The organism is Methylobacterium sp. E-012, assembly GCF_057836545.1.
This window is the reverse complement of record NZ_JBYQEY010000001.1, coordinates 3,299,463-3,323,013: the sequence shown is the minus strand read 5'-3', so window position 1 is coordinate 3,323,013 and position 23,551 is coordinate 3,299,463. Positions and strand designations below refer to the sequence as shown.

The 23,551-nt window shown below is 63.5% G+C and carries 31 protein-coding genes; 11 read left to right on the top strand and 20 right to left on the bottom strand.

The window, feature by feature from the left end:
• Positions 1-84 precede the first annotated feature (84 nt).
• Positions 85-828, top strand: a complete 744-nt coding sequence (locus tag AC3IF1_RS16105; protein ID WP_489218416.1) for an SDR family oxidoreductase — start codon at positions 85-87, stop codon at positions 826-828.
• A 274-nt stretch (positions 829-1,102) separates the two neighbouring features.
• Here the strand turns inward: AC3IF1_RS16105 and AC3IF1_RS16100 are convergent, their stop codons facing one another.
• The 3 genes from AC3IF1_RS16100 to AC3IF1_RS16090 form a co-directional block, all read right to left on the bottom strand.
• The gene (locus AC3IF1_RS16100) at positions 1,103-1,918 is read right to left on the bottom strand and encodes an alpha/beta hydrolase (RefSeq protein WP_243973239.1); all 816 of its coding nucleotides are present in this window, start codon (positions 1,916-1,918) and stop codon (positions 1,103-1,105) included.
• An 821-nt stretch (positions 1,919-2,739) separates the two neighbouring features.
• A complete protein-coding gene (locus tag AC3IF1_RS16095; RefSeq protein WP_489218415.1) occupies positions 2,740-3,579 on the bottom strand; it encodes a class I SAM-dependent methyltransferase in 840 nt (279 codons plus the stop codon).
• 55 nt (positions 3,580-3,634) lie between these two features.
• A complete protein-coding gene (locus AC3IF1_RS16090) occupies positions 3,635-4,720 on the bottom strand; it encodes a GNAT family N-acetyltransferase (RefSeq protein ID WP_489218413.1) in 1,086 nt (361 codons plus the stop codon).
• Between the two features lie 815 nt (positions 4,721-5,535).
• On the opposite strand from AC3IF1_RS16090, the gene AC3IF1_RS16085 reads away from it, so the two are divergent.
• Positions 5,536-6,006: a cupin domain-containing protein gene (locus AC3IF1_RS16085; RefSeq protein ID WP_489218412.1), complete on the top strand. Its 471-nt coding sequence runs from the start codon at positions 5,536-5,538 to the stop codon at positions 6,004-6,006.
• A gap of 127 nt (positions 6,007-6,133) precedes the next feature.
• Here AC3IF1_RS16085 and AC3IF1_RS16080 read toward each other — a convergent pair whose 3' ends face one another.
• A complete protein-coding gene (locus AC3IF1_RS16080) occupies positions 6,134-6,661 on the bottom strand; it encodes a response regulator (RefSeq protein ID WP_489218411.1) in 528 nt (175 codons plus the stop codon).
• On the opposite strand from AC3IF1_RS16080, the gene AC3IF1_RS16075 reads away from it, so the two are divergent.
• Positions 6,650-7,741, top strand: a complete 1,092-nt coding sequence (locus AC3IF1_RS16075; protein WP_489218410.1) for a catalase family protein — start codon at positions 6,650-6,652, stop codon at positions 7,739-7,741. The genes AC3IF1_RS16080 and AC3IF1_RS16075 overlap by 12 nt on opposite strands.
• A gap of 9 nt (positions 7,742-7,750) precedes the next feature.
• On the opposite strand, the gene AC3IF1_RS16070 is transcribed toward AC3IF1_RS16075, so the two are convergent.
• From AC3IF1_RS16070 to AC3IF1_RS16060, 3 genes are all read right to left on the bottom strand, one after another.
• Entirely contained in the window at positions 7,751-8,038 is a 288-nt protein-coding gene (locus tag AC3IF1_RS16070; protein ID WP_489218409.1) for a hypothetical protein, read from the bottom strand.
• Between the two features lie 69 nt (positions 8,039-8,107).
• Entirely contained in the window at positions 8,108-9,238 is a 1,131-nt protein-coding gene (locus tag AC3IF1_RS16065; protein WP_489218408.1) for a carboxylate-amine ligase, read from the bottom strand.
• A 281-nt stretch (positions 9,239-9,519) separates the two neighbouring features.
• Complete coding sequence (locus AC3IF1_RS16060; RefSeq protein WP_489218407.1) at positions 9,520-10,488, bottom strand: LysR family transcriptional regulator; 969 nt, start codon at positions 10,486-10,488, stop codon at positions 9,520-9,522.
• Between the two features lie 80 nt (positions 10,489-10,568).
• On the opposite strand from AC3IF1_RS16060, the gene AC3IF1_RS16055 reads away from it, so the two are divergent.
• Positions 10,569-11,015, top strand: a complete 447-nt coding sequence (locus AC3IF1_RS16055) for a cupin domain-containing protein (protein ID WP_243967686.1) — start codon at positions 10,569-10,571, stop codon at positions 11,013-11,015.
• Between the two features lie 88 nt (positions 11,016-11,103).
• Here AC3IF1_RS16055 and AC3IF1_RS16050 read toward each other — a convergent pair whose 3' ends face one another.
• Genes AC3IF1_RS16050 through AC3IF1_RS16040 form a run of 3 tightly spaced genes read right to left on the bottom strand, consistent with a single transcriptional unit; the run spans position 11,104 to position 13,081 of the window.
• A complete protein-coding gene (locus AC3IF1_RS16050) occupies positions 11,104-12,432 on the bottom strand; it encodes a Y-family DNA polymerase (RefSeq protein WP_489218406.1) in 1,329 nt (442 codons plus the stop codon).
• Positions 12,429-12,881 (bottom strand): LexA family protein, encoded by a 453-nt coding sequence (locus AC3IF1_RS16045; protein ID WP_489218405.1) that lies wholly within the window; start codon positions 12,879-12,881, stop codon positions 12,429-12,431. The genes AC3IF1_RS16050 and AC3IF1_RS16045 overlap by 4 nt, the downstream gene beginning before the upstream one ends.
• Positions 12,882-12,886: 5 nt before the next feature.
• Positions 12,887-13,081, bottom strand: a complete 195-nt coding sequence (locus tag AC3IF1_RS16040) for a hypothetical protein (protein WP_313900843.1) — start codon at positions 13,079-13,081, stop codon at positions 12,887-12,889.
• Positions 13,082-13,150: 69 nt separating this feature from the next.
• Between AC3IF1_RS16040 and AC3IF1_RS16035 the strand changes: the two genes are divergently transcribed.
• Together AC3IF1_RS16035 and AC3IF1_RS16030 are read left to right on the top strand one after the other, a co-directional pair.
• Positions 13,151-13,477 (top strand): DUF6894 family protein, encoded by a 327-nt coding sequence (locus AC3IF1_RS16035; RefSeq protein ID WP_489218404.1) that lies wholly within the window; start codon positions 13,151-13,153, stop codon positions 13,475-13,477.
• A gap of 8 nt (positions 13,478-13,485) precedes the next feature.
• Positions 13,486-13,740 carry a hypothetical protein gene (locus AC3IF1_RS16030; protein WP_243967694.1) on the top strand — a complete coding sequence of 85 codons (255 nt, stop codon included), beginning with the start codon at positions 13,486-13,488 and terminating at the stop codon, positions 13,738-13,740.
• Between the two features lie 38 nt (positions 13,741-13,778).
• Here AC3IF1_RS16030 and AC3IF1_RS16025 read toward each other — a convergent pair whose 3' ends face one another.
• Positions 13,779-13,976 carry a hypothetical protein gene (locus tag AC3IF1_RS16025; protein WP_489218403.1) on the bottom strand — a complete coding sequence of 66 codons (198 nt, stop codon included), beginning with the start codon at positions 13,974-13,976 and terminating at the stop codon, positions 13,779-13,781.
• A 367-nt stretch (positions 13,977-14,343) separates the two neighbouring features.
• On the opposite strand from AC3IF1_RS16025, the gene AC3IF1_RS16020 reads away from it, so the two are divergent.
• Positions 14,344-14,760 carry a helix-turn-helix domain-containing protein gene (locus AC3IF1_RS16020; RefSeq protein WP_489218402.1) on the top strand — a complete coding sequence of 139 codons (417 nt, stop codon included), beginning with the start codon at positions 14,344-14,346 and terminating at the stop codon, positions 14,758-14,760.
• Here AC3IF1_RS16020 and AC3IF1_RS16015 read toward each other — a convergent pair.
• Complete coding sequence (locus tag AC3IF1_RS16015; RefSeq protein WP_489218400.1) at positions 14,757-15,020, bottom strand: hypothetical protein; 264 nt, start codon at positions 15,018-15,020, stop codon at positions 14,757-14,759. The genes AC3IF1_RS16020 and AC3IF1_RS16015 overlap by 4 nt on opposite strands.
• A gap of 303 nt (positions 15,021-15,323) precedes the next feature.
• Between AC3IF1_RS16015 and AC3IF1_RS16010 the strand changes: the two genes are divergently transcribed.
• On the top strand, positions 15,324-15,647 hold the full coding sequence (locus AC3IF1_RS16010; protein WP_489218399.1) for a hypothetical protein: 324 nt from the start codon (positions 15,324-15,326) through the stop codon (positions 15,645-15,647).
• A gap of 159 nt (positions 15,648-15,806) precedes the next feature.
• Here the strand turns inward: AC3IF1_RS16010 and AC3IF1_RS16005 are convergent, their stop codons facing one another.
• Positions 15,807-16,241: a hypothetical protein gene (locus AC3IF1_RS16005; protein ID WP_489218398.1), complete on the bottom strand. Its 435-nt coding sequence runs from the start codon at positions 16,239-16,241 to the stop codon at positions 15,807-15,809.
• A gap of 444 nt (positions 16,242-16,685) precedes the next feature.
• On the opposite strand from AC3IF1_RS16005, the gene AC3IF1_RS16000 reads away from it, so the two are divergent.
• Entirely contained in the window at positions 16,686-16,874 is a 189-nt protein-coding gene (locus AC3IF1_RS16000; RefSeq protein WP_489218397.1) for a hypothetical protein, read from the top strand.
• Between the two features lie 185 nt (positions 16,875-17,059).
• On the opposite strand, the gene AC3IF1_RS15995 is transcribed toward AC3IF1_RS16000, so the two are convergent.
• The gene (locus AC3IF1_RS15995) at positions 17,060-17,302 is read right to left on the bottom strand and encodes a hypothetical protein (protein ID WP_243964590.1); all 243 of its coding nucleotides are present in this window, start codon (positions 17,300-17,302) and stop codon (positions 17,060-17,062) included.
• A gap of 259 nt (positions 17,303-17,561) precedes the next feature.
• Entirely contained in the window at positions 17,562-17,885 is a 324-nt protein-coding gene (locus AC3IF1_RS15990; RefSeq protein WP_489218396.1) for a DUF3761 domain-containing protein, read from the bottom strand.
• A 643-nt stretch (positions 17,886-18,528) separates the two neighbouring features.
• On the opposite strand from AC3IF1_RS15990, the gene AC3IF1_RS15985 reads away from it, so the two are divergent.
• Entirely contained in the window at positions 18,529-18,912 is a 384-nt protein-coding gene (locus tag AC3IF1_RS15985) for a phospholipase A2 family protein (RefSeq protein ID WP_243972804.1), read from the top strand.
• 532 nt (positions 18,913-19,444) lie between these two features.
• Here AC3IF1_RS15985 and AC3IF1_RS15980 read toward each other — a convergent pair.
• The gene (locus AC3IF1_RS15980) at positions 19,445-19,735 is read right to left on the bottom strand and encodes a GNAT family N-acetyltransferase (RefSeq protein ID WP_243972806.1); all 291 of its coding nucleotides are present in this window, start codon (positions 19,733-19,735) and stop codon (positions 19,445-19,447) included.
• A gap of 721 nt (positions 19,736-20,456) precedes the next feature.
• Here AC3IF1_RS15980 and AC3IF1_RS15975 point away from each other — a divergent pair.
• Positions 20,457-21,599 (top strand): branched-chain amino acid ABC transporter substrate-binding protein, encoded by a 1,143-nt coding sequence (locus tag AC3IF1_RS15975; RefSeq protein WP_489218395.1) that lies wholly within the window; start codon positions 20,457-20,459, stop codon positions 21,597-21,599.
• A 355-nt stretch (positions 21,600-21,954) separates the two neighbouring features.
• On the opposite strand, the gene AC3IF1_RS15970 is transcribed toward AC3IF1_RS15975, so the two are convergent.
• From AC3IF1_RS15970 to AC3IF1_RS15955, 4 genes are read right to left on the bottom strand one after another with little or no spacing between them, the layout of a single operon-like run.
• Positions 21,955-22,485, bottom strand: coding sequence for a hypothetical protein (locus AC3IF1_RS15970; RefSeq protein ID WP_243972813.1), 531 nt, complete (start codon positions 22,483-22,485; stop codon positions 21,955-21,957).
• The gene (locus AC3IF1_RS15965) at positions 22,482-22,820 is read right to left on the bottom strand and encodes a hypothetical protein (protein ID WP_243972814.1); all 339 of its coding nucleotides are present in this window, start codon (positions 22,818-22,820) and stop codon (positions 22,482-22,484) included. Before AC3IF1_RS15965 ends, AC3IF1_RS15970 begins: the two co-directional genes overlap by 4 nt.
• The gene (locus AC3IF1_RS15960; protein WP_489218393.1) at positions 22,808-23,263 is read right to left on the bottom strand and encodes a DUF5681 domain-containing protein; all 456 of its coding nucleotides are present in this window, start codon (positions 23,261-23,263) and stop codon (positions 22,808-22,810) included. The genes AC3IF1_RS15965 and AC3IF1_RS15960 overlap by 13 nt, the downstream gene beginning before the upstream one ends.
• A gap of 57 nt (positions 23,264-23,320) precedes the next feature.
• Positions 23,321-23,551 (bottom strand): hypothetical protein, encoded by a 231-nt coding sequence (locus AC3IF1_RS15955; RefSeq protein ID WP_243972454.1) that lies wholly within the window; start codon positions 23,549-23,551, stop codon positions 23,321-23,323.

The following is a 23,551-nucleotide window of genomic DNA, read 5'->3' as shown; positions in this document are numbered from 1 at the left end:
TCGCCAATGTAATACGGACTTGTGCCGGTATCACGTCCGGCAGAGCGCTCCTATCACCCCGTGGTGCGTCACACGGGAGGTCCCATGAACACGATCCTCATCACCGGCTGCTCATCCGGCTTCGGCCTGGAGACGGCACGCGTGTTTCTCGACCGCGGCTGGCGAGTCGTCGCCACGATGCGCACGCCTCAGGTGGCCCTGCTCCCGGAGTCCGACCGCCTTACCGTCCTGCCGCTCGACGTGACTGACGCCGACAGCATTGCCCGGGCCGTTGCGGAGGCCGGGCCGCTCGATGTCCTGGTGAACAACGCGGGCGTCGGGCTGCTAAACGCCCTGGAGGGCCTGTCGATGGAGTCCGCCCGGGAGGTGTTCGAGACGAATACCCTTGGCACTATCGCGATGACCCAGGCCGTGCTGCCGCAGTTCCGGGAACGGGGCGCGGGGGTGATCGTCAACGTGACGTCGAGCGTGACCCTGCGACCGCTACCGCTGCTGGCGGTCTATACCGCGAGCAAGGCGGCTGTGAACGCTTTCACAGAGTCCCTCGCCCACGAGCTCGTGCCATTCGGCGTGCGCGCCCATCTCGTCCTTCCCGGCCGATCGCCGGAGACCGCGTTCGGGGTCAACGCCCGTACCCGGATGGGGATGAATGTGCCCGAGGCCTACGGTGATCTGGCGGGGCAGGTCTTCGCGAATTTCCAGCAGGCGACGGAAGAGCTGACCCGGGCCTCGGACGTGGCCGATGCGGTCTGGCGCGCGGCAACCGACCCGGCTTGCCCGATGCGCCTGCCGGCCGGCGCTGATGCGATCACCTGGGCGGCGGCTTGACACGAGCCCTTGAACGTCCGCTTCCGCTACATGTTTGAGCGGAAGCGGACTGGCAGATATCCACCCTGAGCCGCCCTACTGCTTCCGACCCAACCTGAACGCTTAGTCAGCAGGTGCGCATCTCTGGAACCAGTCGTTGAAACGACCCGCAGCATTCGTCTCTCGCTGCTCGCCTGCAAATCATAGTCGCGTACACCACGCGCGGAACCAGCCCACGCGGCCGCAGCCAGTACGCGCGCAGCTGCTCAGCGCCCTCTTCGGCGGTGAGTCGCGGTCAGCCACCGTGCGTTTGGAGCCACCCGGCGATCCCGCCCACCACCTCCTGCTCAATCCCGTAGTAGCCGTGGGGCGAGAGTGAACCGCAGGCTCTGTCCGAACGCTGCATGCCGCCGCTGACTGCGAGAACGCGAACGCTGGGCGAACGCGTCATGGTCGCGGCAATGCGTGGCGCCATCTCGGGCGGAGCCACGTCGCAAGCATCGTCTCGGTTGGCGACGACCAATACCGGAACGCGCACGCCCCCCGGATCAGCGTCGAATACCGTCTCGGTGCTCCGTTGTCCGGGCACAGACACGGACTCGGTCAACACCAAGCCCGCAATGAGACCCGACCGGGCGTGGGCGGCCCCGTTTATCGCCGCGATCGTCCCCTGACTGGTGCCAACCAAGAAGACGGGTGCAGAGGCTCGATCCCGGGCGTAAGCTGCCAGACCGTTCACAAGCTGACCGTAGGCCGGTGAGCTTCGCAGGCCCCGCAGGTTCGCCTGATCGACGGTGTCGGGGATCAGCACGGCGTAGCCCCTTGCAACCCAGTCCGCCCGCGTACGGACGACGAAGTTGTCCTCGTGGCGCAGGTCCCCGTCTCGCCGAACGCCGATGTCGCCGGAGCCGCCCGGCAGCATGACGAGCGTTGCCCGGGGGTGAGGCGGCGCGTCGTAGAGAACGCGCTGGTCAACACCACCACCGAGCGGCAGATTTATCACGCGCTCTCCCGCAACAAGGGCCTGCCTTGCTGGTCCGGTCTGGGCGAAGGCCGGGACGCCGAGCAGGTTAACGGCGAGGAGCGAGAGGGTGAATTTACCCGGCATCATAGATCCTCTTAACAGACTGATAGGAATGCCTTGATCGACCCATGAAGACTGCGCCTGTATTCCTGCGAGTTATCTGAACAGATTGGCTGAGGGCATCAACTTGCAGGGATGATACAGACTGCAACATTCGTCGTTCGAAAGAGGAGCCTCGTCGCTGTTTTGCGGAACGGTCCCGAGCCGTCACTCGCGTCGTTGAGCTTCTCCGTCCCGCCAATCTTTACGCACTCTCGCTCGACCGCATTATGTGGCGGGTAGCCTAACCACCGATCGGCATCCTTTTCGAAGGCCCAAGATGAGTCGCAAGTGAGCGCGAGGGCGGCGTCTGCTTCTTACGTTTTGCGCTCAGAAGCAGACCGTCCGAAATCCACCCATTTGAGACGTCCTTCCGGGCTTTGGATGGCAGATGCTGGCCGAAAGCGGCTAGTCCGCTTCCGAGTAGACCCGCCGCAAAAGCGGACTGCCTCTTACCGACCCAAGCCATACACCGGGACCGCTTGTTGCGCTTCACCAAAGCGATCGCTTGTCAGCCGTCTAGCAACTTCGGCTGGGGGGCTCTCAGACGGTTCGCCTTCGGGGGGCGGATAGATCGGAGCGGACACAACCGCCGGGACCGTTCACGACCCAACTCAGCCGTCCGGATACCCGCGGGCGCTTCCACAAAGCGGACGTTCGTCCGATTTTTAACAATTTCGCCGCGGATGTAAGCTGTGTAGAACCGCTACGTTTTCGATTACCTCTGCATAACAGCTAAAAGGCCGAGCTCAACTTTTGTTATAGCCCTTCAAGATTATAAAGACGAGTCATGCATCACAATTCACTATTCATTGTTCTTCAAAAACTATCTCTGCGCGCCACGTCGGCTTTGTCGTGATAATATTGAAATCTGAACATCTGCTTTCATATAGATTTACGGTGTTGATAGACTGCCAAACCACTACACCATCGTCGGTGTCGGAATGGTGGTTAAGTTCGTCGGGATCACATGGGACCTGTTCTGCATACCAACGTTTAAAGTAAATTGATTGATCGACTAAATCGCCGTTTACGGGGTTCTCAAATATTACAAAAATGCTACTTCCGGCGATGGCTAGCTGTTCCAACTTACAAATAAGGATCCCAATTGTTGCCCGACCGAATGAATGATACATGAAAACTACAATTTTTCCGCCTTTCAATTGAGTCGTAGTTACATCGGCTCGATCGATGCTGATTTTGGCTCTGCCAGGGAATAAATCTGATATTTTCTGAACGTTCTTCTCCGCGATGGCGCACAGTTCGCCTGATATTTCAATGCCGATTAATTTGTAGAATGGAAATTCTGATGCGGTTATTAATGCGCGACCCATGCCGCAACCAAGATCATAGAAGGTAAATTGAGCAGTATCCGGGAGTGAACGAAGAGCTATTCTTACGCAACTGGGTTGACAACCTGCATAATGATTGTTCTCTCGAAGGCCAATTTTAAATATATTCAGCCCCGGGTCGGTTAGAAAGTTCGGGACAAAACCGCTTGTTTGAATACCATAAATTAAATCGATTGGATGAGTATGGCGCCGAGCCTGAGTTAATGCTCGATGCAGCATAAAATTCCTTCCAACCGCATTGCGCGTAAAAACTATTGTCGTAATTGTGCGCAGCAAGGACAAATAGTGAATTAACATATTAAAATTCCGATCATAACCTACAAAAATAAGCAGCTTTGCCCGGCAAGCCTGTTCAAGCGGCGCTTTTCTTATGTAGACGGCTCAACTGAGACACTTTTCCGCGGGGATGTAGGAGGCTGTATGCGCCGCGAATTATCTTTCCAGGTATGCCTTCAGGAGTTGCGAGGTAATCACCGCAAATTTGAGGCTCGCATACCCTGCTCCAAATGGGCGTTGTCCCAGCTAAAAAAACAACTCCTTCCATTCCGTTATCGATTTCGTGTTGCAAAAAGAAGTGTCTCATTGCCATAGACATAGATGAATTATTTAAATTTTCGTGATTGAGCTGCCATTCGACAATACAAGTTTTGCCTTGTCTCCAGCCCGATATATAGCTAACCCACGCCCCCGTTTTATCAGTCAGCCCCATAGAAAACGAGCCAGGCTGTTTCTCGATCGCGCTTTGACGTCTCAAAGCCTTTTCCAGTTTTTCAAATCTGGCCGCTACGGCCTGCAACCGTTCCACGGCCGCTGTGGCTTGAATTGAGGTGAGCGAAGCATGAAACACACATCCGAAATCCTCCTCGGCGCGCCTTTTATAGTATCGAAAATTCTTCCGCATTTTCTGGCTGAAGCGAGAGGTCAATCCACTCATCCCTCCCGTCAAAGGCAGAGAGCTTCTCATTTCGCGAAATTGCCAATTTTTAGAAGGGGTTGCGTTAGCTTGGCGTCCCGCTGTCTCGTCAATTGTGGCGGGCGGTATCAGCAGTGAGACAATAATCGTGTGAGAGAATCTATTCTTTATTAGAGCTGCTGTGCCATATTCGATAATAGACATGTAATTGTTTGAATTTCCAATGACGCACCCCCTACCACAAAGGTAGCCACCTCTGAATGTACCTATTGGAAATCGTCCGAATTTAGTGCCGTGAAGCAGAAGTGCTCCGAAAGGGATGCGATTGGAGTGCAGTAAAATCACTACCGGAAGAGTATTCCATCGGTCCGAAAGCGCTAGAAACCAAGCCATCGATACGGTCATATCATAACTTTGACCACAGGAATGGCGTAATTTTTCGACTATACTTGAAACAGATTCGATAGCTCTTTTGCCTAAAAAAATACCAACCTGAAATTTACCACAACTGCTCGATGAGATCATGAGGCGGACCTCTTGGATTTTCGCACTTTTGACGGTTCCGGCATATAAAATTTTTTCATGTTAGTATAGCTGTGCATGTACGCTTACTGATAAAGTAGGAGGGGGTAGGCTGACGCCGAGAAGAGCAGCCCTAAAATCGACTTGGTGTCCGGAAAGCTGGCTAAAAAGATGCATAAGCCAGCCGATAAGGCGAGGTCGAACATCGACACGGCGCGGAAGCCTGCGAAGCGAGCGGTCCTGTTTCGGCGCTTTGAATTGTATGTGAATGCAGCGGCACATTTTGAGGAACAACTGCCTCTCGCGTGACGATTAGCGCCTGAGCTTGACGGTTAGTACCATCCGAAACGGGTCGTGATATAGCGGATTGGGAACGTCCGCCTCCTTGGGGTCTTGCTCAGAAGCAGACCGTCACAAAGCCACCCCCAGCCGAAGTTGCGAGACGACTGACAAGCGACCGTTTTGGAGAAGCGCAACAAGCGATCCCGGTGTCTGGCGTGGGTCGTGAACGGTCCCGGCGGTTGTGTCCGCTCCGATCTATCCGCCACCCGAAGGCGGACCGTCTGAAAGCCACCCAACCCGGACGTTGGCCTCTACCTCAACAGCCAGGAATCGGACCTTCCGAAGGTCGCCAATGGGGCGACACCGGACCCGGAGCATGGGTCCCATCCGACGGATTGCGGCGACTAGCTCGCGCGGGTCGCGAACGCCGCATCGATTGATCGTGGCGGAAGTTGCCCCAATCCCAGATCATCCGATGCGGCGGAAAGCCGTGCGCCCGCCAGGAGCGGCCGGATGGGGGAGCAGGAGGAAACGGAATGCCCAACCACATGTTCGACGAGAGCAACATCACCTGGCGGACGCTCGACTGGCTGCCGCACATCGCCTTCTTCGTCTACAAGGTCGACGAGGAGAACCGCATCGTTGACGTCGTGTTCAAGTTCGCCGCGAACCAGAAGGTGATGCTGCACCGGCACAAGAGCCCCTACGTGACGCTCGTGATGCAGGGCGAGCTTCGGTTCTACCGGCAGGATGGGACCCACAAGGAGACCCGTCCGACGGGCAGCTACGTCTCGGGGGTGGCGAACGGCGACCCGCACATGGAGGGCGGCGGCGGCGAGGACGCCATCGTGTTCTTCAGCAACCGCAACATCGAGGACGCGCTCTACGAGTTCCTCGACGACGCGGGGAATCCCGTCCAGGTCCTTGGCATCGCGGACTTCAAGGCGCAGCTCGACGAGCAGATCGCGACGGGCACCTTCGCGAAAGTCACCGCAAGGGCGGCGTAGCCTCCGCGGTCACCGGGGTAGCGTGAGGCCATCCCGGTGACCGCAGTGGTCCATGGGCCGGAGGTCTCGGAACGAACCTTGGCTCAATCCAGAGGCGTTCGCCGGGCGCCTTGTCCGATCTCGGCGGTTACGTTTTCAAGAGCTCCGGGTGCTTCTCGTCCGGCAGGGTCTTGCGAACATGGTGCCGTACGATCTCGGCGCTGAACGGTTTGCCGATGAACGTCGCTCTTTCCAGTAGGTCGCCGGGCCCAGGCTTGGCGTTGCCGGACGCGACTACCACGGCACTGTGGGGCCATCGCTCGGCGGTGTGCCGGGCCAACTCGAAACCGTCGCCATGCCCCGGCATATGCACGTCGGTGAAGAGCAACTGCACCGCCTCGTGGTGACGTTCGAGCACCGCCAAGGCCTGAGCGACGTTCATCGCCTCCAGCACTTGGAACCCTGCATCCTCCAGGATGCTCGTCGCATCCATCAGGATCAGGGCATCGTCGTCGACAACGAGGGCATGGGGCGCGTCGCCCTGGGCGGCTTGGGTCACGAAGCAGGAATGGGCAACGGTCGAGAAGGTTGCCCGCCGACGAATTTGTGATGGCCGCAGTCGCGCCGGTGCGGCAACTCCGTTGAGATGCCTACGTTGGAAACGATGGCTCAGCATCCTCCACTCCGGTTCGATCCTTCGTTCGAAACCATCCCCGAGGATGAGGGTGAGACGCAGCGGGGCCTGACGGAGGCCATGCTCGGCATCCAGCGGAAGACGCACACGGACACCGGCTACGCCCATCGCGCGGTCCATGCCAAGGCGCATGGCTACCTCCGGGCACGGTTCGAGGTGCTCGCCGGCTTGCCTCCGGCGCTGGCCCAGGGGCTGTTCGCCTCACCCGCCAGCTACGACGCCATCCTCCGGTTCAGCACCACGCCTGGTGACGTGCTTCATGACGGCGTCTCCACGCCGCGCGGTGCCGCCCTGAAGATCCTGGGGGTAAACGGGCCCCGACTCCCCGGCAGCGAGGATGAAACCACCCAGAACTACGTGCTCGGCAACTCTCCGTCGTTCCAAATCGGCACCGCCAAGGGGTTCCTCCGTCAGCTGAAGCTCCTGGCCGCCACGACGGGCCGTGCGGAACCGGTCAAGCAAGTCATATCCGCGGTGACGCGTACCGCCGAGGCCGCACTCGAAATGGTCGGGGGCAAGTCCGCTACGCTGACCACCCTGGCCGGCCAGGCGAAGACCCACCTCCTCGGCGACAGCTTCTTCTCCCAGGCCGCGCTGCTCCACGGCGACTACTTCGCCAAGGTAGCCCTTTCCCCGGTCTCTTCGGAGCTCATCGCCCTGTCGGAGAAGTCTATCGACACGTCCGGCCACCCCGATGCGATCCGTGAGTCTGTACGGGAGCACTTCCGAACGTGTCCGGCGGTCTGGGAGCTGCGGGTTCAGTTGGCGACGGACATCGAGGCGATGCCGGTGGAGGACGCGGCCGCGATGTGGTCCGAGGACGAGAGCCCCTACGTCCCCATCGCCCGCATCACCGCCGTTCCGCAGGACACCTGGTCGGACGGCATGCGGGAATGGGTCGAGGACAGGATGGCGTTCAATCCATGGACGGGTCTGGCCGCGCATCGACCGCTCGGATCGATCATGCGCGCCCGCCGCCCAGCCTACGCCGCTGCCCGAGAGTACCGGTCACGGGGCAACGGAGCCGAGATCCACGAGCCCACGAAGCTACCCCAAGCCTAGTGGACGGCATCACCCCTTGCCGAGCCGCCGATGGTTCGCCCGCACCTTCCGCCGATAATCGCGCACGACCTTTTGTGGCGTCCCGCCCAGGGCGATGGTCGCGGCCGCCTCGCTGGCGGCCTTGACCTTCGCGGTCACCATCAGGCGCGCTTCCTTGTCCGCCTTCGGGCCGCCGAGCATGAACATCGCCGTGCGCTGGCCGATGACCATCTGCGCCTCGACGCCGAGCATCGCGAGGTCGATGCCCATGGTGAGCCACGATGCGGGCTTGGCCCGTGAACTCCGACGTGCGCGCATGGTGTGGTCCTCAAACCCTGAAAACCTGGACGGCCAACGCGCGTCACGCCGCATGCTTCCGTATGACGGTCAGCCCACGCTCGTTTCCTGGGCCAGCCAGTCCACGACTGCACGAAGGGCAGCGCTCTCCCCCGCGCCGGCGTCGATGACGGTCTCGTAAGCAGCTAGTTGACCTGCAGCGCTCGATCCGTTGCGGGCGATGATTTTGGCGTGCGCGACCTGGGCAGCGCATCCGAGCGCCGCCGCATCGTCGGCGATCAGGTCGAGAAGCGCGTCAACGGCCTCCTGGACCGGTACGACGCGCTCGGCGGTCTCGTCGATCAGAGAGGCTCCAGTGCCATCGCGTTCGGCCCGCCACAGGTTCTCCATCACGAATCCGCGTGACGCGCCTGTCAGGCCGTCATGAATGTCCGGCCGGCGGTCCAGCAAGCGAACGAGGCAACGATAGATCTGGGCGACGGTGAGGGTGTCTTCGAGGCGCGTGCAGCTGTCGGCGACGCGAAGCTCAAGGGTCGGGTACCGGACCGAAGGGCGGATGTGCCACCAGAAGTAGGTCGGGTCTGGCACAGCGCCCGCAGCCGTCATGACCTTCACGTAGCGGTCGTAGTCGTCGGCGTTGTCGAACAAGTCGGGCAGGCCGGTCCGTGGCAGCTCGGCATAGGCGCGAAGCCGATAGCCGTGCAGACCCGTCTGGCGACGGTCGTAGAACGGCGAGGATGTCGAGAGGGCAAGCAACAGGGGGAGGAACGGATAGATACGCCGCATGATGTCGATCCTCGCCTCGGGTCGCGGCACCTCGACGTGAACGTGCATGCCGGCGACCACGGAGCGGCGTCCGGTGATCTGCAGGTCGTCCATCATGCCGCGGTAGCGCGGCTTGTCGGTCTCCTTCTGGACGGACCAGACCGCGGTCGGGTGGGTGCCGGCAGCGAACAGCTTGAGCCCGTGCTTGCGTGCGGTGCCTTGAAGCTGATCACGAAGGTTGCCGAGCGCAGTCTGCGCTTCCTCGACGCTCGCGGTTGGTGCAGAGCAGATCTCGACCTCGTTCTCTAGAAGCTCACGCTCGACCGAGCCCAAGCGTTTGGCATCGTCGTGGAACCCCTGGATCGAGCTACGCGGAGCACCCCGGGAGCGTGCGCTCGCCAGAAAGAACTCTTCCTCGATCCCGAATTTGAAGTCGTGCCCTGAGCGTTGCGCCATTTCGTGCTCCCATTCAGCAGGACGACGTTTGGCACTCTCGAACGGCAGTCCCGGAGAGCCACCTCAGGATATCGGACTATGGATCGATAAGGCATTTACCGGGCCGCGTCGGGGGATACAGCCCTGGGCTCGTCGCCGAGAGGCAGACGTTCCGAGTACGACCCAACTCGGTCGCCCAGGCGACGGCAGAAGCCGCTCGAAAGCGGCCACTCGTCGGCGGTGCGGCAACCGCGGCTCGGGGCGCATAGCAACGACTTGGGCTGGAGGTCAGCACGTCTCGATTAAGGCTCATCGAGATCGTTCGTCCGGCAGGTCGGCCCCTGAAGCGGTGAACTCGCCAAGGCATTCGACAGAGTTTGACGCCACCAGCTGTGTCCAGGATCGTGCTGGAAGCGCGGATGCCACCAGAGATACGCGACGCTCGGTGGCAACAGGATCGGTGGTTCCCTGACTTCAACATCGTGCCGCGACGCACGATCGGTGATCGCCTTCGGCAGCGTCGCGATGAGGTCGGATGCTGCCACCATCCAGATCGCGGCCGGGAAGCTTGGGACTGTCATAGCGACGCGTCGACGCCGTCCGACAGCCGACAGAGCCATGTCCACAATACCCGTGCGGTCCCCTCCGGTGCTGACGAGCACGTGCGGCAAGGTGGTGTAGGCGTCGAGGTCGAGCGGGTCCGTTAAAGCTGGATGCCCGCGTTTTACCACACAGCGGAACGGCTCGGAGATGACACGCACCCGCATCAACGCGCGATCGAGCGCCAGCTGCTGCTCGACTTCGGCCCCTGCTAGGACAAGATCGAGGTTACCGCTCGCAAGGTCTTCAGCGAGTCCCTGGCCGATCGGCCTCACCTGGAAATCCAAGCCGGGTGCTTCGCGCCTGATCCGACCGAATAGCTCGGGTAGAACCGTGAACTGGGGATAATCCGGTGTCGCTAGGCTGAAGCACCGAGTCGAGTGCGCCGGATCGAACGTCGGCTCCCGGCCCAGCACGCGTTCGAGTTCCGAGAGGCCGAGTGACAGCCCAGGGCGCAGGGCCAGCGCGCGGGGTGTTGGGCAGAGCGTATTACCGACCCGAACCAGTAACGGATCGCCGAACCGCATCCGTAATGCACGAAGCGAATGACTGACAGCCGATTGCGTGAGGCCGAGCGCGCTCGCCGCCTGCGTCACGCTGCGATGATCGAGCAGCGCGTCGAGCACGAGGAACAGGCGGAGATCGCGCTCGGATACATGACGTGGGCTCATGTGTGTATGAGAACTCTTAATCTCGGCTCATGTCGAGAGTGGGCCTAAAGACGGGCATTCCACAAACAGGGAGCCAGTCGATGCACCGGACCGAAACCATGAGCTTCGCTGGAACGCTCGTCGACATCTTGGTGTCGGGCGAGGAGACCGGCCGGCAGTTCTCGTTGCTGCGCATCACAAACCCGTCCGGTGTATGGACGCCGCCGCACCGGCACCTGCACGAGGAGGAAACCATCTATGTGCTGTCCGGACAGGTGGAGGTCGAGACCGGCGGCAAGACTCGCTCGTTGTCCATCGGGGAGGTTCTGCACCTTCCGCGAGGCCAAGCCCATCGGCTGGGGAACGCCGGTCCTGAAATAGCCGAAGCCCTGGTGTTCTGTACGCCATCCGGCTTCGAGCAGTTCGTCCGAGAGGCAGGTCAGACAGCTGCGACCTCGGCGCCCGCTCAGGCGCCTGATGCGGAGGCTCTGGCACGTCTCAGCAGCTTGTCGGCGCGCTTCGGCATCGAGCTCCTGCCGTCAACCTAACGGTGATGTCCGCTTCCATGTATCGCCGCCCAGAAGCGGACCGGCGGCTTTCCACCAAAACCGGACCCAGCGGCCGGTCAGCCCTCCATCACGCATACGCCACCGGCAACTCTCCCACCTGCGTCGTGTAGCGCGGCGTGCGCATCTCGAACTTCGTGCTCCAGTCCCGCCGGCTCACCAGCCCAGCGCGGGCCGGCACCACCGCGCCCCGGCCCCAGCGCGCGTTGCACGCATCCATCGCCGCCATCAGCGGTTCGGATCGCGCGCGGTCCAGCGCGCCGATGAGCGCCCGCGGGCTGTGCGACAGCGGCACCAGGTCGTTGGTGACGATCCCCGCCTTCGAGTAGCGCCACGGCCGCTCCCCCGGCTCGCGCCAGGTCTTGGCCACCCCGTGCCGTGCCGCCTTGATCAGCGCCAGTGTGTCTGACGTGTGCTCGGGCAGGCTCACGGTCGTCGAGACCGAGCGCATCGGCGCGTCCCGGTCGTGCTCGCTCGTGTGGTAGAACACCGTGACGTGGTCGGTGCCCAGCCCCTCCCGCCGCAGCTTCTCGCCGAGCCGCGTCGCGTGGGCGGCCACCGCCTCCGCCAGCACCGCCCGCTCGGTGATCCGGGCGGAGAACGAGCGGGTCACCGCGCAGCCCTTCCGCCGCGCCGGCACCAGCTCCAGCGGCAGGCAGGCCAGCCCGCGCAGCTCGTGGATGATCCGTTCGCCCACCACCGTCAGGCCCTTGCGCACCGGCCGCGGATCGAGGTCGCGCAGGTCCGCCACGCTCTCGACGCCCATCGCCTGGAGCTTGGCCAGCGAGGCCCGGCCGATGCCCCAGACCTCGGCGACGTCGATCCGGCACAGCCAGTGCGCGTAGGCGTCCGGATCGGTCAGGTCGCACACCCCCTGCAGCTCGGGCACCGACTTGGCGATGTGGTTGGCGAGCTTGGCCAGCGTCTTGGTCGGGCCGATGCCCACGCAGGTCGGGATTCCCGTCCAGGCCCGCACCGTGGCGCGCAGGTCCCGGGCGAGCGCGACCCGGAGCGCCGGCGCCACGTCGGTGAGGTTCAAGAAGCTCTCGTCGATGGAGTAGATCTCCACCTGCGGGCTGAACTGCCGGTAGACCGCGTTGGTGCGCCCCGACATGTCGCCGTAGAGCGTGTAGTTCGACGAGAACACCCGCACGCCGCGCGCCCGGCACAGGTCGCGGATCTTGAAGTACGGATCACCCATCTTGATGCCGAGCGCCTTGGCCTCGGCCGTGCGGGCGATCGCGCAGCCGTCGTTGTTCGAGAGCACGATCACCGGCACGGCTGCGAGCCTCGGGTCGAACACCCGTTCGCACGAGCAGTAGAAGCTGTTGCCGTCGATCAGCGCCACGGCGCGGCCGCCGCCGATCCGGTCGCGCCGGCGGGCCTCGGGCGTGCTCACGACGTGTGCCCACGGGCGACGTGCCAGCGGATCGAGAAGCGGACCACGCCCCAGATCGCGCCCTCGCCGAGTTCCTCGACCGCGAAGGCCGGGAGATCCGGGTTGCAGAAGGCGAGGCGTGCGGCGTTGCCCTCGATCACGAGGCGCTTGCACGACATCTGGCCGTCGATCGCCGCCACGACGATGCTGCCGTGGCCGGGGGTGAGGCTGCGATCGACGCAGGCGAGGTCGCGGTCGTAGATGCCGGCGCCCTCCATGGAGGAGCCGGCGATGCGCCAGAGGAAGGTGGCGGGCGGGTTCGGGACGAGCCAGCGCGGCAGTTCGAGGGCGCCCTCGAGGAAGTCGTCGGCGGGCGAGGGAAAGCCGGCGCACAGGGCCTGGCCGATCAGCGGCACGCGGACGGCGTCGGGGCTGTCGACGAGCAGCGCGTCGATCCGATGGATCGGCATGCGCGTCAGCCCCCCCCGATGAGGCAGTAGGCATACCCACGCGAAATCAGCCGGCGCTGCTCCACGACACATTGCTCGGCCGCGTCGAGGTCGCTGAGCGCATCCGTGATCGCCTGCACGAGCGCCGCCCGGGCATCGCCCTCGGCGGCCCGGAGGTAAGCCGCGGCAATTCCCTCGGCCTCGGACGGACGGATCTCCACAGGCGGCTCGTGCCGTTGGGCGTGCATCCGGATCACAACCTCGATTAGAACACATCGGGAACAAAGCGGATGGCGAGGCGTGGTTCAATGGCTGTTTCGGATCGCGCGACGATCGCTGTGGGCGCCTGTGGAGAGGTCGGGAAAACGCCAATGCCGCGGAGGCTTTACCGCTTCCACTGCCTGGGGGGCGGTGAGGCCGTGTTCGATCTGCAGGGGCGGTGGTTGTCGAGCATCCGCGAGATTCGACAGCACGCGGACCGGGTGGCGCTGGATCTGATGACGGGGGCCGGGTGCCAGGATTGGACGGTGTGGCTGGTGGACGTGCGCGATGCCGCAGGTCGGCCGGTGCTGTTTCGCGCGTTCACCGCCGTGACGGTGGACGGCACGCGGGCGTGAGCGACGGTATGGCGATGAAGACGGCGTTCGTGGTCCAGCCGTTCGAGCTGCACCGGAAGCGGCTGCGGCCAGCCCGGCAGGAGGCGGCATCGACGGAGAGCGGCGCGCTGAAGAAGGCCGAGAACCTGGCCAAGCGCATGCCGGGCGCGGCGGCGCTGAAGGTGGTGGCCGACGACGAGACCGGCGAGCTGGAGGGTGTGACGATCCTCGGCCAGTGGGGCGAGATCCCGGACGACTTCGCCGAGAGCCTGCAGGGCGGTTAGGGATCAGCGCTCAGTCGCTAAGGGTACTGCGGTCGATCTCAGATCAACCCGCCGGCGGGCTCGCCCGTGAGGGAGCGACCCGCGCGCGTGACCAAATTCGCGAACGCCAGGGCGGCGGCCGATGCCTGCGTCTTCGAGGGAAAGGTCCGGTCCGATTCGAGGACCGTCATCTGAGCCCCGTCGAGCAGCACCCAGGTCCACTGGTGTCGGCTGGTGGAGCGGATCTCGAAGTGCATGGCCGGCTCGCGATGTGGGACATGCCCGCATCATGAGTTGGGAAAAGGGCTGCGGCGTTAATGGCTTGTCCAGCGCAACAACCTGTGTCGGCTAACATCGCGGTTGCCCCCGACATCCTCGAAGATCACAGCCGAGGCCGGCCGCGGTTCCGCGCCGCAGGCTTATCCGACTGCGTGCAAGGTCTCGCGCCTGGGCCGAGGATGCGGACTGCGTAAGCGCGCCATTCTTACTCGTTGCGGTCACGCCATCTCATTGACGCACGTCTGGATTGCATGATTGTGCGCAACTCAATCGCACGTAATCTAGTTTAAGGGTCGTCGATGCTTCAGTCGACATCGTCCCTGCCCACCCGAAAGACCCTTTCGAATGACCGCACCCGTGATCGCCCAAACGGCGCCGAAGCTGGCGACAGACGCTGACCGCACGATCGGCAGCCGGATCGCCACGCTCCGAGCAGCCCAGGGCTTGAGCCAGAGCGCTCTGGGATCCGCCCTCGGCGTCAGCTTTCAGCAGGTGCAGAAGTACGAGAAGGGTCGCAACCGCATCGGTGCCGGCCGGCTTCAGGCGATCGCCGAAGTTCTGAAGGTGCCGGTCGAAACGTTCTTTGCGCCTCAGCCGGGATCGACCGGTTCCGGAACCGAAGGCGCGACCTTCCTCGAGGATCCGCAGGTGATGGAGCTCGTCACGGCCTTCGCGCGCATCACGGACGGCGCCACCCGCGCCGGCGTGCTCGCGATCGTGAAGGCGACGGCTGGCCTGCCGCTACAGCCTGCTCGGGGTTAGGGGTGCCTGTCGGCGAACGCCCGCACCGGCACGCCCGGCGTTAGTCCCTTCAAGAAGCGGTAGCCCGAGGTTTGGGCGAACGCGATGCGATTGGCATGAACAGCTTCAGCCGCGCCAGAGCTAAGCATCAGCAAGCCGCAGGAATCGACGCGCAGCGTGCTGCTCGACGGGTGCACGCCGAACAGCTCGGGCGCGGTCCAGTCGAGCCGGTACGCTTCGGCGCCGTGTTGATCGAAGAAGGCTAGGGCGTTCTCGCGCATCACCACTCATCTCGCCGGGGCGAGGTATCGGCACGGTGACGCGTGTTCGGACAGGCGCTCGATCAGGTCGCGCCAGGAGGCGACGGCGGGCTGGAGGTCTGACATGCCCCCGGCGATACGGGCGAATAATTGCCTGAACGGCAAAACCCGCCAAGCGCTGGGCCGGGTGGGCAGATGTCATTAGTGGTGTTCGCCGCCGCTCCCTCGACGGTGAGCGCTCGGCCTTTCGTCGCACGCTGGCTTTTCCTCCGAACCGTCAGCGGCGCACGCAGTTGCTGGCTGACCACGATGTAGGAGAGCACGATGTCGAACCCAGCCAAGGGACAGCACGGCGATGGCCAGCGCCACAGCACGATGAGCGCGCAGGAACAGAAGGCCGCCGAGGTCCAAGAGGCCGGGAGCGCAAAGGCCAACGCAGGCCACCCTGAGGTTCTCGAAGGTGGGAAAGCGGAGTCGACGACCGAGGGCAAGGGGCATCCCAAGTCGGCGGCATCGAATGCACCGGCAGGTGGGACCAACGACGCGGCCACGAGCTCGGCGACAGTGGGCAAGGCTGAGAAAGAGGCTGCGGCTGCGGCCGGCGCCGAAAAGGAGCAGCACGGGCGCGGACACCGGAAATCGGAGTAGCCTTCCCGAATCGAATGATCCGCCCGGCCCCGCCCCGATCTGCTCACGGGGCGGGGGAGCGTCCGATCTCACCTGCGGTCGGGCCGATACGCAACGCGGCCCATCAGCGGGATGGCAGAACCCGGTTACGACCGGGTGTAGCGTATGGTTGTGTCGGGCTCAGTATCCGTACCCACCGTAGTAGCCGTACGGGCGGCGGTAGTAGCCGTAGGGTCCGCCGTAGTAGCCCACCGGAGCATACCCGCCGTAGCCATATCCATAACCGCCGTAGGGATACCCGTAGCCGCCAGCGAGGCCGTATCCGACAGCTGCACCGGTCAAGAGGCCCAGACCCAGACCGTAGCCGCCGTAGCCATAACCGCGGCCATAGCCGTATCCTCGGCCGTAACCGCCGTATCCCCCGCGGAAGCCACCGTAGCCGCCGCGGAAGCCAGCGCCGCGGAAACCGCCACCATAGCCGCCGCCGCGGAAGCCACCGCCACCAAACCCCCCACCGTGGAAGCCACCACCGCCGAAGCCGCGGGCATCAGCGCCGGTCGGCACGAAGGCGATGGCGGCCAGCAGCGCCGTTGAAGCGAGAGCAAGACGTTTCACAGGATCATCTCCTATCCATGTCGTCACCAAACAACCTGGGCAACCGCAAAACGGATCCGCCCGTGAAATACCCACGGCGTCGCAATTTTGTATCAATGTGTTGCTGATAGACAAAAAAGCCCGACCCAGGGGAGATGATCCTGGGCCGGGCGCTTCTGCATCGAGCAATACGGGGCGGTGTCGCTTGATGCAGTTGTCGGGTCAATACGATGGAACGAACAAGAGTTCCACTACTGATTCGATCTATCGTTGCCTGATTGCGCTCGCCATCCAGCGCGTCAATCCACGCCGCAATCGAGCAAATCGCGCCTGCGCTGCTCGGAGTTTTCCAGGGCCTCGTCTTGCCAGCTGACCTCGGGCGGATCCGTATCCGCCCTGACCGGCCGCGCGCCCGGCATGTGGGCGGGACGGTTAAGTCAACGTTAGGGAGTGTTCAGCGCGACTATGCCGGCAGGACCTTTGACCCTTGCGGACCTGCGCAAGGCAGGCGTCGTCACCAGCCAGGAGATCGTCGCGGCGATCGATGTCTACCTGCGAGATCCGATGGCTGGCCCCTACCGCTTCGACAGCGGCCACAGCGTGGACATCGCAGCTCTCGTGAACGCCACACCGGCCTTCGCGGCGGTGGACTGATCAGGACCACATGAGAAGGCGTTTCGGACGGTGCTGGCCGCCGCCGTCATGTCGGCGCATCCGACCGCGCCATAGCCCTCGGTCGCTCGGCCTCGCGCCGATCAGATTACGGGACGGGGGAGCGTCCGATCTCACCGGCGTGTGAGCCGATACGCAACGCGGCAGGATGTGGTGGTTAAACAGAATTATCCCCCCAGGGTCCGACCTACCGCCCTTAAGGCGGCTCGATTGGCTTCACCCTGCACGTAGCTGATAACGCGGCGCCGAACGGCTACATCCTCGATTTTCTCGAACGCTCGGATCAACTCAGCATTCTCAGACAGGCTCAAGCCTTTGGCATCGTTCAGCTGTCGGGCTACCCGGAGGGTCTCAATCGAGATGCCGAGCGCGTCGGCAATCATCGACAAAGCCTGCGCCGTATCATCCATGCCCCGGGCCCTAGGCTGGTTCTAAAGGCACGACCGTAGGTTTGCATACAACTGTCTACAAATCACGGAAGCGTGCGCTGCAGCGAACGAGCTGCCGGTCCCGCTTCGGGTGCATAGCTAGTTCTGCGCGAGGCGGGTGTCTCTTGGATCTAAGGGGGATGCGCGTTGTCGGACGGTGCAGATGCCCCGTGCCGGATGTTACTTGCGGGGGATCCGGGGTACAAAAAAGCCCGCGCCGGCGAACTGGGCGGGCTGAAAACTACGAGCAGCAAGACTGATTGGCTGACGTCCAGCAGTCGACTCCGCCATGGTGCGAGCAGGTCCACTGGCGATGCTGGCTGAAACTCCAATCGCCATCGCGACAGCGGGCTGTCGCATCACGCGGCTTCTCGCACGCGCCCCCTGACTTCGGATTGAGATTCTCAGGAACTGGGATGACGCATCCGTCGCTGTTGCGGTAGCTGGGTCGGCCGCGTGCCTGATCATCGGTGAACACGGGACACGCGCCGCGCGCCACAGCATCGCTGATGGACCCCGTCAGCGCCGCGCCGAATAGCGCTACCGCGACCAGCCTGAACTTCATCTGCATGCTCCGAGCTATATTCACTCCGGCGGATGCAGTATCCGCGATCGTATCGGACGTCCGTTGTGCCGACCACACACCCCGAAATGAAAAAGCCCCGCGCGGTTAGGCCGGCGGGGCTTCGTTGCAGCAACTGCGAATGATGCAGTGTCTCAGCGCCGCGACCCTCGCCTCTGGACCCAGGTCATCGAGGGCCGCCGCATACGATGGCGCCGCATCATCCGCACTGGGGCAACCATGCTGGACGTCGCCGAAATGCCGGTGACAGGTCCGGCGGGCACAGCAGCTGCCGGCAGAGAGAGAATGGCTAGGCCGGCTGCAGCGAGCGACGCGAGTGCTAAGATGCGCATGGAGTTTCTCCGGGCCTCAGCGCAGGAGGTGCGCATCAGACCGAGAGGAAGCGTTGGCGCATCCCATTGGTTCAACTGCTCCCGTCCGCCTTCGCCATCTGCCGCCCGTCGTCTTGCATGGGATCGAGGATGAGGTTGGTGAACGGATCTGATGTCAGCGACGCGGGTGGGGCGTCATTTGAATAGGGGTAGTGCTCTGGAGCACACCGCGAAATGACGTCTGGTGATTAACCACATCTCGCACCTGCAGCGCCGATGGGACTATGCGGCGGAGGTGCTGGAGGGTCTCTATCATGTTGACTCGCATCGTCGTCAGCCTCGCCGCCCCCGTCTTCCTCATCGCCTGCTGGGCTGCTCCGTCCTTGGCACAGCCGGCCGCCAATGGCGGGCCGAAACTACTCATCCACGGCAACTACTGCGGCCCGGGCAACAATGCTCCGCTGCCGCCAATCGACGCTCTCGATGCGGCATGCGCCCGACACGACGCCTGCACGCCGGATGTCGGTCTGCCTTCGAAGGCATGCAATCTCCGGCTTGAGCGTGACGCAGAGGCAGTCGCCCGCGATCCGCACCAGCCGGACGATGTCCGCGCCTTGGCTGGCTTCGTAGCCTCTTTCGCGGCATCCAATCCGTCCAGCGGGACTTTGACGGTACTCCCCGCGAGATTAGCTCGTTGATGCACTGGCGTTTCAGCCTCCGTCCGCCTGCGGCCATCGTCAAAGAAAATGCCCCGCGCGGCGGTGCCGGCGGGGCTGAAGGTCGGTCTGGGAGGACTAGGTGACGCCAAGCAAGCGGCGGGCCAGCTATGGCGGATTCTAAGGAGCGATCCGGGTGGGAAACCTCAGTCCGCCTGCCGCATCTGCGCTCCGTTCCGCTGGTCAAACGATCGGACGCCGGTTGTTCCGCCAAGATGCCACCGACGCGCTGCGGGCCTCGAAGGCTTAGCGTAGTGCGTGCCGGGTTCGCCTTGGCGCTCCGCATTAAAGCCGTGGAGTAGAACCGCTCCGGGGCCGAACGTGCGTTGCATCTCCGCGCGCCAGATTCGGTCTGTGATAGCGAGGGCGCTCTCGTCTGGGTAGGCGGCGTGATCCATAGAGGGCCTCTTTGGCTCCCCTTTCCGCAGCACCAACGCTGCCAGATGTGCCAAGCTTTATTCTGACACCCTGCCGAAGCCGGGGTGGCCGAGCGGGAACTTGGCTCAGGCGCTACTCAAGCAAGCAGACCGCGATGCGCGCTATGCCCGTGCAGCCAAGCCCGAGCGTAATCGCACAGAGGAACGATCCGCTCGCCCCGTGACCGGACGTGGGCCGCTACGCTTTCCATGAGCCGATCAGCCGCCCCCATGCCGCGCAGGACCGGTGGCGCATAGATGTAGGTGATGACGATCTGGCCGGGCTCGCGACTGTAGCTTGCGAACGCAATCTGGTCGCCGACATGCAGTTCGAACCGGCTCTGCTCGGGGTTGTCGCGCATCGTATCTGTGATGCCGCCTTCAGGCATCGCTCGGCCTCGATCAAGGGACACGTCATGCACGAGGGCCTTCGGATCCGAGGCTACGATGCATCGGTGCGGCCCCCCAAGGGTCACTTGGGAAGCCCAATGGTTGAATTCGAGGTAGGGCTGCTGATGCGGGCCGGATCCTGTGAGGACGTGGTTCGGCCCTGTGCCGTTCGGCATTCGAGCCGGAGCGACGGATGCGATGTAGCGCGTGGTCGTGACGACGGGACGGTGGCGAGTGCTGAGCAACCAGGGAGCGAACGCCTTCAAGGGGTACTCAAGGAGCAGGTTTTTATAAGGGGGCAGCTAAGTCAGGAGCATGCCGATGGTAATCCGTGTTGAGGTGTGGGGCGAGACGATCGCCCTCACCGTGCATTGACAATCAAAATCGATCTGGATCGTTTATGGCGAATACAGGGGGGGAAACGCTACGAAGGCAAAAGCAGAAGTGCCAGCACAGCGGCTACCATTTGGCGCGAACAGGCCCGCTACTTCTCGGGTCAACTAGGGCTGCGCCTCGGCCGGCAGTGAGTTTCTACCTACGCCCGCCACGATCCGCTGCTGGGCTGCACTAACTTGTCGCCGCTCAGCCGCCAGTCGGCTTGGGGGGCGCCTCCGGGGCGGCGCCCGGCCGGACGCGGTCGAGGAGCTGCCCAGCGGGCTCAAACCACCCCGTGGGCGTCGGCCGAAATCTTGCAGTGGCGCAAGCCTTTGCCTCTGGGCGATGGATTGCGAGAACGTCATGAGAGTATCGATCCCGACCGCCTTCATCCTCGGCCTGCTGACAGCCGGTGCCGCGCAGGCGGCCGAGGTCAAACTTGGTATCGCCGCGCCGATCACTGGGCCCAATGCGGCCATCGGTGCACAGTTCAAGAACGGTGCGAGCCAAGCTGCCGAGGACATCAGCAAGGGTGGCACGATCAAGGGCACAACCTTCTCTGTTTCAGTGGGCGACGATGCTTCCGATCCGAAGCAGGGCGTGTCGGTGGCCAACAAGTTCGCCAGCGACGGCGTTAAGATGGTCGTCGGCGACAACAGCTCCGGCGTCTCGATCCCGGCCTCCGACGTCTATCTCGACGCCGGCATCATCCAGGTCACACCGTCCTCCACGAACGTGAAGTTCACCGAGCGCGGCATGTGGAACACGTTCCGCACCTGCGGCCGCGACGACCAGCAGGGCGCGGTGGCCGGCGCATATCTGGCCGATCACTTCAAGGGCAAAAAGATCGCCTTCGTCCACGACAAGACCCCCTACGGCAAGGGCCTGGCCGACGAGACCCTGAAGGCGCTCAAGGCCAAGGCCGGCAGGGACGTGATGTACGAGGGTATCAACCCGGGCGAGAAGGATTATTCCGCGCTCGTCTCCAAGTTGAAGTCGGCCGACATCGATATCGTCTATTACGGCGGCTACTACACCGAGGCTGGGCTGATCCTGCGCCAGATGCGCGACCAGGGCCTGAAAGCGCCGATGATGGGCGGCGACGGCATGGTCGACAAGGAACTCGTCGCCATCGCTGGGCCGGCTGCCGAGGGCACGCTGACCACCTTCCCGCCGGACGCCCGCAAGAACCCGAACGCCAAGGCTGCGGTAGCTGCGTTCAAGGCCAAGGGCATCGATCCCGAGGGCTACACCCTCTACTCCTATGCGGCCGTGCAGGTGCTGGCAAAGGCTATGGCCGAGACTGGCTCCAGCGACGGCAAGAAGCTCGCCGAGTGGCTGCACCAGGGCAAGCCGGTGGACACTGTCGTGGGCAAGATCAGCTACGATAAGAAGGGTGACATCACGCAGCCTGCCTACATCATGTACGAGTGGAAGAAGAGGCCGGACGGCAAAATCGACTACACCGACCACGAGCTGACGCAGTGAACCTCGAACCTCGCATCAGTACTCAGTGACGTGTCGCGTCTATAATTCTCCGTGGAAGGTTCTGGGCTAGCGAGGCACAGATCACCATTTTGACTATCGCCTTGCCCGGCGCTGCCTGATCGCGAGAGCATCAGTATGGGATCATTCCCACGGGGCAGGGGCGCCGCGGCACATGGCGGCGTAGTCCTCGGCGAGTTCGGGCAGGGCCGCGGTCGCCCAGTACGCCACGGCACGGGGATCAGGCTCACCCGGCTGGTGCAGCGTCGCCTCATACCGGCGGGCGGCATCGGCAGTCTGCTCAGGGGTCAACCGGACGGGCGTCGTCCTGCAGGCAGCCTCAAGCCGGGCGAGGCGTCTAGCGAGATCGCGGGAACTCATCGCGGTCTGCCTCCACTTCTTCGACCGTGGTCCCGTAGAACGCGAACGCGGCCCGCACACAGGCGGGCGAGTAGTCGAACCGGATCAGCTGGTTCGGGCCATAGAAGGCGTCCGAGGTCTTGTGCTGATAGTCCTTGAACGGGGGCGCCCCGCCGAGGATGCCGGCCCAGGTCCGGGACAACAGGTGGTCGTAGGCCGTTTCCCCGCAGGATCCGGGAGGCGCATACCGCTCGACCAGGCGGGGCCAGAGCGTCGCCATCTGATCTTGGATGGCTTCGGGGGCCGTCGCGGTGGTAGCATCGGCCTCGGCGAGGTCGTTGTAGCCCAAGAGGCGGGCGAGCCCGTCGTTCAGGGTGTCGGCCTCGCTGTTCGGGTAGTCGATGAAGCGCTGGACCGCGTCGCACAGCAAATGCTCATAGAGCCCGGGCGGCATGGCGTAACCGTCGCTCCGCGCCGTGGCCCGCCGCTGTTCAAGGCGGGCGACCCGCTCGGCGAGGCACGGGCTCATGCGTGCAGCCGCGGGCTATCGAGTGTGAAAGTGAACCACTCGCTGCCCTTCGGCCACCGCCCAGCCGCCGGAGCCGCTGCGCGATCCTCTTCCGTGAGCAGGGCATGGGACAGATCCCGGATCGGATCCCCATCAGCCGCCAGATGGGCGCCGAGGTTCATCACGAAGACCTGGTCCTCGGGGTGGATGGCGTGGCCGCGCTCTCGCAGGAAGGTGACGATGTCGCCGGTTGGGGTCCCCTGCGAGGCTTCAACCTGGAACGTGAGATGCTTGCCGGTCGAGGGCGGGACAGCCGCCGCCTCCAGCCGCGCTATCCGATCGATCAACCCCGCCATTGCCGCTTCCCTCCCGTCGATGCCTGCTCTGCGGCTTGCTCCAGTGCGGCAAGCCGGGTGGCGACGTCCCGGACCTCGACGGCTTTCACATGAGCGTCGACCAGCTTGGACAGCTCCGCGGCTTCGCTCGGCGTGATCTCGCCGTCTGCTACCCCCTGCATCAGTGCGCGGGTCGCCTTGGTCAGGTCGGCCGCGGTCTCGATCTCCGGCAGGGTGAAGGTGATGGTCCGATCCTTCCGGACGGGCATCAACCTATCAAGGCACATCCTCAGCGCGACCGTGTCGCCCTCCAGAGCCATCTCGATCGCCTTGCGGGTCAGGGCCTCGCTCTCGCCGTCGAGGATCGTCTCCAGGGCCTCGGTAGAGCGGTTGCGGGCACCTTTCGGACGGCCGCCAGGGTTGCCGCTCTGGCCCGGCCCAAATGGCCGACCATCACCCGGCATGCTCACCCCCTGCGGCTCGGCGTGACTGTAAAGAACAGCCAAAAAACAGCCACGACCTCATCGCCCGCACCTGTCGGTGATGTCCTTCAGCGGCAGGTCGCGCCCGGGTGCGACCATGATCCGGATGATGGCGCCTTCATCATCGCGGATGTCGTGACCGCACTCCCGGAGGAAGGCGACGGCAGCATCCCTGGGCAGATCCTTCGGCCCCTCGATCGCGAAGTGGCGCTGCGTGCGGTGCCGCGGCGGACGGATGGCCCTCTCCAGCTTCTGGAGGCGGGCGTTCAA